Annotated in this window: 7 protein-coding genes; 1 reads left to right on the forward strand and 6 read right to left on the reverse strand. The window is 59.3% G+C overall.

Annotated features, from left to right (window positions below):
* The first annotated feature begins 4 nt into the window (after nucleotides 1–4).
* Nucleotides 5–1,405 (forward strand): AAA family ATPase, encoded by a 1,401-nt coding sequence (locus tag VGK48_15440; protein ID HEY2382569.1) that lies wholly within the window; start codon nucleotides 5–7, stop codon nucleotides 1,403–1,405.
* Between the two features lie 41 nt (nucleotides 1,406–1,446).
* On the opposite strand, the gene VGK48_15445 is transcribed toward VGK48_15440, so the two are convergent.
* From VGK48_15445 to VGK48_15470, 6 genes are all read right to left on the reverse strand, one after another.
* Nucleotides 1,447–2,064 (reverse strand): chemotaxis protein CheC, encoded by a 618-nt coding sequence (locus VGK48_15445; protein HEY2382570.1) that lies wholly within the window; start codon nucleotides 2,062–2,064, stop codon nucleotides 1,447–1,449.
* Nucleotides 2,051–2,428 carry a response regulator gene (locus tag VGK48_15450; GenBank protein HEY2382571.1) on the reverse strand — a complete coding sequence of 126 codons (378 nt, stop codon included), beginning with the start codon at nucleotides 2,426–2,428 and terminating at the stop codon, nucleotides 2,051–2,053. The genes VGK48_15445 and VGK48_15450 overlap by 14 nt, the downstream gene beginning before the upstream one ends.
* Entirely contained in the window at nucleotides 2,406–3,482 is a 1,077-nt protein-coding gene (gene cheB, locus VGK48_15455) for a chemotaxis-specific protein-glutamate methyltransferase CheB (protein HEY2382572.1), read from the reverse strand. The genes VGK48_15450 and cheB overlap by 23 nt, the downstream gene beginning before the upstream one ends.
* Before the next feature lie 29 nt (nucleotides 3,483–3,511).
* Nucleotides 3,512–4,339 carry a protein-glutamate O-methyltransferase CheR gene (locus VGK48_15460; GenBank protein HEY2382573.1) on the reverse strand — a complete coding sequence of 276 codons (828 nt, stop codon included), beginning with the start codon at nucleotides 4,337–4,339 and terminating at the stop codon, nucleotides 3,512–3,514.
* Nucleotides 4,340–4,347: 8 nt separating this feature from the next.
* Nucleotides 4,348–6,624, reverse strand: a complete 2,277-nt coding sequence (locus tag VGK48_15465) for a HEAT repeat domain-containing protein (GenBank protein HEY2382574.1) — start codon at nucleotides 6,622–6,624, stop codon at nucleotides 4,348–4,350.
* Between the two features lie 7 nt (nucleotides 6,625–6,631).
* Nucleotides 6,632–7,061 (reverse strand): hypothetical protein (locus VGK48_15470; protein HEY2382575.1); only part of this gene is annotated, 430 nt, incomplete at its 5' end.

A 7,061-nucleotide genomic window follows, 5' to 3' on the forward strand; every position in this document is an offset into this window, starting at 1 on the left:
GGATATGACAGGTCGCATCGTCGGAGGCACCAGTATTCTTGATTTGCTGTCGGACAAGATCGTCGGGCAGCCGACGGCCATCAGCGGAATTGCATCGACAGTCAAAACATACCAGGCGGGCCTGGCGCCGCTCGGGCGCCCTGCGGGCGTGTTTCTCCTGCTCGGGCCAACGGGAACAGGCAAGACAAGGACGGTCGAAGCCCTGGCGGAAATCCTGCACAACGGCCCGCAAAAAGTGGTCAAGATCAATTGCGGCGAATTCCAGTCGGATCATGAAGTGGCGAAGCTGATTGGTTCGCCACCGGGCTATCTCGGCCATGGGGACACCAAACCGGTTCTGACTCAAGAGCGGTTAGACGAAGCGGCCAGCAAATACTGCGATTTGTCGATCATTCTGTTTGACGAGATCGAGAAGGCAGCTCCGGCCGTAAGTAAGCTCCTTCTTGGTGTTCTGGATAAAGCAACTCTTCGTCTGGGCAACAACACGGAAGTCAACTTTGAAAAGAGCCTGATTTTCCTGACAAGCAACCTCGGGGCGCGCGAAATGATGAAAGAGCTTCAGCCGGAAATCGGTTTCCGGCCGGTGGCAGCCGGAGAGGTCTCCGTGCTCACCAAGAAGCTCGAAGGAATCGCGCTCAACGCGGTCCGCAGGATGTATTCGCCGGAGTTCATCAACCGGATCGACGCCGTGGTGACCTATCAGCCGCTCGATTCGGAAGCGCTTGCGTTGATACTCGATCAACAGATCGCAGACCTTCAGCAACATGTGAACAGCCGGCTCGCGAATAAGTGCTTCAACATTGAAGTCACTCCGGAAAGCCGCGTCTTCCTGCTGGAAAACGGAACCAGTCCCGAATATGGCGCACGGGAGTTGAAACGCGCCATCCATCGTCACCTGACTCAGCCATTAGCCACGTTGGTTATCGAAGGCGCTATCCAGCCGGGCTCGACGGTTCGCGTTATACCGGGCGGGAATAGCCTCACTCTTGAAATGGCCGGGTCTGAACGTCCTGCTGTTATCCCTCGGCCGACTGTGCTCATCGTCGATGACAATCGCGATTTCCTGCGGCTGCTTTCTCTCGAGTTGACCGAGGCGACATCGTGGAAAGTCAGCACGGCGCAGTCCGTAGCTGATGCGGAAGCTATCAGTTCACCGGGCGCCGTCGATTTCGCGCTGCTCGATCTCCTGCTCCCGGATGGAAACGGCATCGACCTCGGAGCGAAACTCCTGGAGAAGCACCCGGAAGTTCATGTCGCCATCATGACGGGCGCCGAATTGAATGCGAGAGAAGAGGACGAATGCCGAAAATATCAATTCGATGTTGTGAGCAAACCGTTTCTTCCTCAACAGATCATCGGCCTGGTGCGCGAGCGCGTTCTTACAAAGGTGAGCGCTTCAGCCTGAAACCAGGAAGGTTGTGGTTTCCAACTCTGGAATCGGATCGGCTATTGGCTCTGGCGTTGCTCCCACTCCTCGATCGAGCGGATCAGGCGGTCGAGAGAAGACACCCCGAGAACAATCACGAGATATCCGGAAACGGCGCTTTCCTTGATGTGAAACGCCGTCGAGACGATGATGGCCGAGCGGAGTTCCTCGGAACCGATAATGATCGATTTGAGCAGGTTGTCCAGGACCTCCAGATGCAGCCGCGGCATCGAAAAAGAGACATGCACATGAAGCATGTTCCCGAACATTCCCAGGCATGCATTCAAGAGAATATTTCCGATCTCGGTCAAGGCTTCGCGCGAGGCCTCGTCGAGCCGCTGCGAAGGCCGTTTCCGTGCCCGAAGAAGGTCCGTCAGGGTGACGGCGCCTTCATAGTTCAGGATCAGCAGGGCGTCGCCGGAAACCGGACCGCTGAAGAGCTGGTGCACCGTGGCGACCTCCTGCATGGTCAGAACGGCCAGGGCATCCGGAAGTTCTTCGATCGCTCTCACATCGATCGACGGGGGATCCAGCAGGACGCGGTACCCGGACAATTCGGAAAGCGACGCGGCGCTCCGCGCAAAGCCGATGTTGATCAGTTCCGCCAGCGCATCGCCTTGCTTCTCAGTCAGAGCCATGGTTGCGGCCCTCCAGAACCAGGTCGACCGTCTTCAGAACGAACTCGCTCACAAAGGGTTTATTGACGAAGGCAGCCGCGCCTTCCGCCTGAGTCATCGCGCGCGTGGAGCTTTGAATATCGGCGCTGGCGACAATGACCCTGGCGTCGTGATCCATCAGGCGAACCTTCTTGAGGACCTCCATCCCGAGCATGCCCTTCATGATCAGGTCCAGAAGCACGAGGTCGGGCTTTTCCAGAAAGTATTTCTCGAGAGCAACCATGCCGTCTTCCGCTTCGCTGACCTGATGGCCCGCATGTTCCAGGATGCCCCTCAAAATTCTGCGCGACATGGCAGAATCGTCAACGATCAGGATCTTTGCCATTCGTTACCTCGATGATCGCGCTGAACATCCTTTCCAGGGGCACGACTTGATTGGCCAGGTTCGCCTCGATTACCGCTCGCGGCATTCCAAAAACGACGCAGCTTTCCTCGGCCTCTGCAATGATGATACCGCCCTTTGCCCGGATTTCCCCGGCGCCCTCCTTGCCGTCGTCGCCCATTCCGGTCATCACGAGACCCAGAACGCGGCCGCCAAAAGTTTCCGCGGCGGACCGAAACAAGACATCGACCGAGGGCCGGTGCAGCGTGTCGAAAGGCCGCGCGTCGATGTGCGCTTGAACGGCAGCGGAGCTGTCCCGGCGCAATGTCAGATGACGTCCCGCCGGCGCGATAAGAATCCGGCCGGGCTGGATGGCGTCTCCTTCCCGGGCTTCAGAGACGGCGAGACTGCAGGCATCGTTCAAGCGCTCCGCATACAGCTCGGTATAACCAACCGGCATGTGCAGGACTACCGCGATCGGTATGCGGTAATCGCCGGCAAAAGAAGGCAGCAGATATTTCAGCGTCTGCGGCCCGCCGGTGGAAATGCCGATGACGATGACGTCGACGGGCGAAGGAAACATTTTTTTCGCCGGCTTATGCTGCGGCTTCGAAGCGGCCGGGCCGGCAGGGTCCGGCAGTCTGACGGCCGACATCATGACGTTGCCGGCAGTCTTCACCTTCTCGATCAGTTCGTCGCTCATCTCAAAGATTCTCTCCGTCGCGAGCGCGGAAGGCTTTTGAACGAACTCAATGGCGCCGGCATCCAGGGCGTCGAGAACCAGCTGGCTGGCCTCATTTGCAATGCTGACCACAACGATCGGCAGCGGTTTCCGGCGCATCTGCTCCTGAATGAAGCCAAGCCCACCCATCCCCGGCATGATCAGGTCGATGGTCACCACATCCGGATGCAATTGATCAACAAGCGTCAACGCTTCTTCGCCGTCGCGCGCTACTCCGACGACATCGATGAACGGACTCTTTCCGAGCATCTGCCTGACGACTTTCCGGACATACGCCGAATCGTCCACCACCAGTGTCCGTAGAACCTTATCCATGTTCTCCCCCGGCGCCGCTTCCTGCGGCTTCAGTCTCTGACATACGCGAACGCTCCTCCCAATTCCTGAAGTTCGAAATCGACATTGAACTTCAGAAGCGACTCCGCAGCTCCCAGAAAGAGATAGCCGGGCCGCTGCATGTACTGCTCGAACAGCTTTGCCGTTCTCAGAATTGCGGACTCTGAGAAATAGATGAACACGTTGCGGCAAAAGATCACCGGAACTTGCGCCAGCCGCTCTACCGAGCTGCGATCGGCGAGATTCACCCGGTGCCACTGAATTTTCTCGTGAAGACACTGCTTGATTTTCAAGCCGTCATCGCCGGGCGTAAAGAAGCGGCTGCGATATTCGGCCGGCAGTGCCCGGAAGCTGCGCTCCCGGTAAACACCTTTCCGGGCGATCTGGAGCGCGATATCGCTGGCGTCGCTGGCATGGATCTCAATGGGAAGGCGGTCGAACCAACCCGTTAACGACAGCGCCATCGCAATGGTCAACGGTTCTTCTCCTGTCGCGCAAGCGGCGCTCCAGATCTTAAGCGGCGGCCTGGCGCTCTCCGCGAGTCTGGGAAGCACAATATCGGTGAGGGCGTGAATCTGATCGAATTCTCGCCAGAAGTATGTCTCGCGAACGGAAATTGCATCGAGAACGCCACTCCATTGAGATTCGTCGCGGTCATACTTAAGGTGATAATAGAAGTCGATAAGAGAACCGCTACCGCGTTCGGCGATCAGGCCCGAAAGCTTGTCCATCATCAATTCGACGCTGCTGTCCGAAAAAAAGACACCGGTCCGTTCATGGATGAGATCACGGAGCAACATGACCGCAGGGTTTCGATCCGGCCGATTTGGAAATTCCATTCCGGGAATCACCTTTCGAGCGACTGTTCGGCGGCTTTCCGAACAGCAGGATCCGGATCACTCCGGACCATGTGTGACATTCTTCTCTCCGCGGTGCGGCTTCCCATACGCTTCAGGGCGAACACTGCGGCAAGGCGCACGGCAGGTGCTTCGTCTTCGAGGGCCCTGCCCAGCAACTCGGACGCCCTCGGATGTTTCATGCGGCTGACCGCCTCGACGACGGCGCGGCGCACCTCGGCATCCGGATGGTTCAGGGCTGAAGCAAGACGGTCGATGTGAGCCGGATTCAATCGTGCCAATGCGCCGATGGCAGCGTCACGCAGGTGGCGAGCGGCGGCCAGCCGGATCAGCGCCTCCACCGAGAGTGGAGTCGCGATGACCGCCAGCTGAACAATCGCCGTTTCGGAAACTCCGGGATCGGCATCTTCGGCAGCCGTTCGCTCGAGCGCTTGCACAGCCGCCTCATCCTGCCGCGCCGTCAATGCGGTAACGGCATCGCTGCGCCGGGCTGGATCCGGCGACTGAAGAGCCTCAAGGATCGGATGAATCGCGTCGGGATGGCCGACGGCGCCCAGGGCCTTCAGGCCGGCCCGCGCGACATCCCGATCCTCCGAGTCCACCAACGGCGCCAGCACGGAAACAACCCGTGCTCCACCGATCGAACCGAGAGCATCCGCAGCCGCAATGCGCACCTGGTTTGCCGGATCGCTGTGCACAATGCAAGCCAGCGCGTCTATCGCTTCAGGACTGCCGATTCGTCCCAGCGAACGAGCCGCGTAGTAGCGGACCCAGGAATCCTGGTCGGTCAGTGCCCGCGTCAGTTCAGGGAGAGCCCGCATATTTTCCAGAAAACCCAGAGATTGCGCCGCCGAGGCGCGGATCTTTGGAGATTCGTCACGCGAGGCCCGCAGCAATGCATCAAAAATCCGGTCGTCCTGCAGGTGGCACAGGTTTTCGACAGCGGCGCGGCGCACGTTCTCGCTGACATCGTGGATCCGGTCCAACAACTGGTCTGCGCAATCCGGATAACCGAAATACCCCGAGATCCGGACGGCGGATTCACGCACATGCGGATTGGAATGAAACAGCAGCTTGTTGATATCCGCAGCCATCCGGGGATGGCCAAGGGAGTTCAGGGCCGCGATTGCAGCCTGCCGGACCGCTGCCCGGTCGTGGCCCAGAAGCGCCAACAGAGGTTCGTAAGCCTGCGGGTCGCCGATTTTTGCCAGAGCTCCCGCCGCCATTTCAGTTAAATCAGGATCGGCAAGGGCTTTTAAAAGCGCGCCCACCGTTTGCGCATCTCCAATCCGGGCGAGAGCTGTGACGGCGGCACGGCGGGTATCCGAATCATCCGATTTGAGTTGTTCGCATAAGCCTTCGGTAACATGGCGGCCGTGACGCACGAGAGTCTCGATCACTTCATTGCGCACGTCCGACGATCCCAGGAGCCGGGTCAATTCGGTGATGATGTGATCGGTCCCGACCCAGCCGAGGACCTGGACCAGAGCACGCAGTTCCGCGCCGCTCACGCCGTTCAACATGGAAAGCATGGTTTGCGCCGCGGCGGCGGAGGTCTTCTTCCGGACAAGATCGCTCACATAGCCGCCTTCGGCATAGAGCTTTTCAGTCCGCTCGTGAAGCCTCGCGAGCGCAAGCATTAATTCGGGTGCTATCGGCGATTTTTCCAATAGAGAGACGAGCGCCGGCACAACACGCTCGTCGCCGATTTCCGCAAGAGCGCGCACAACCGCCGCTTGAAGCACATTGTTCTGCAGCAGGGGCAGCAGGCTGGGCGCAATTCTCGGCTCCCCGATATCGGCGAGGGCATCTAAAGCGGCAAATGCGAGAAAGAAATCGCCGGAGGCGGCAATCGCGGCGAGATCGTCGACCGCCTCGGCCGCCTTCAACTTGGCAAGACTTTCGATAGCGTGGTAACGGACGTTGGTATCGAAATCGCGCAGCAGAGTCATGAGCGGGCTGACGGCTCTGCTGTCGCCAAGGTTTCCCAGCGCCAGGGCCGCATACATCCGGACCTCGGCATCGGGATCGTTTGTGATCTTCGCGAGCGCGGGGAGAGCCGCCGGGCCGATGGAAATCAGCACCTGCAGGATGCTGTTCAAGACCGCCGCGTCACGATGCTCCTTGCAGAGCCTGCGGACAAAAACCGTCAGCGCGTCCTGGCCCGATTCGCGAACCAGCGCATCGACCGCCTGATGACGGACACGCCAGTCCTGGTCTCCGAGAGCTCTCATCAATTGCTGTTCGCGCTCTGATTCCAATCGCATACCCGCTTTAACGGCGGGGCTTACGCGTCCCGCGGGCCGGCGATTTCTTGCCGTTGCCGGCGGCCGCCGCCGTGACTTTCCCAACCTGACGCTTCGGCTCGTTCTCGCCGGAATCGATTCCCGTAAGAAATTGAAAGAGAGATTCGGCAACGGTGGAATGCTCTTTATTGGCGCGACTGAGCATTCCCATCTGTTTGGCAATGTTCTGAGCGTTCCCGATCATCTCTTTCAAGGCGCTCGCCTGCTCCACCATGGCGCGCGCGGTCTGGTCCGACTGTTTTCGGCTGTCTTCGACGGCTCTGCTGATCTGCGCCGCCGCCTCCCTTTGCTCCACCATCGCGCGCGTCACTTTCGCGGTCATCGCCGAAACGCGCACCAGTTCCTTGGCGAACTGATCGGCGGCCGTGGTCTGTTCGGCCAGCGCCCTTGAAGTCGAC

This window comes from Terriglobia bacterium (assembly GCA_036496425.1).
Lineage (GTDB): Bacteria > Acidobacteriota > Terriglobia > 20CM-2-55-15 > 20CM-2-55-15 > 20CM-2-55-15.

Excerpts from the sequence above, each read along its gene's own strand:
- cheB (HEY2382572.1), bottom strand. The coding sequence starts at position 3,482 with ATGGATAAGGTTCTACGGACACTGGTGGTGGACGATTCGGCGTATGTC.
- VGK48_15445 (HEY2382570.1), bottom strand. The coding sequence starts at position 2,064 with ATGGCTCTGACTGAGAAGCAAGGCGATGCGCTGGCGGAACTGATCAAC.
- VGK48_15465 (HEY2382574.1), bottom strand. The coding sequence starts at position 6,624 with ATGCGATTGGAATCAGAGCGCGAACAGCAATTGATGAGAGCTCTCGGA.
- VGK48_15460 (HEY2382573.1), bottom strand. The coding sequence starts at position 4,339 with ATGGAATTTCCAAATCGGCCGGATCGAAACCCTGCGGTCATGTTGCTC.
- VGK48_15450 (HEY2382571.1), bottom strand. The coding sequence starts at position 2,428 with ATGGCAAAGATCCTGATCGTTGACGATTCTGCCATGTCGCGCAGAATT.
- VGK48_15440 (HEY2382569.1), top strand. The coding sequence starts at position 5 with ATGACAGGTCGCATCGTCGGAGGCACCAGTATTCTTGATTTGCTGTCG.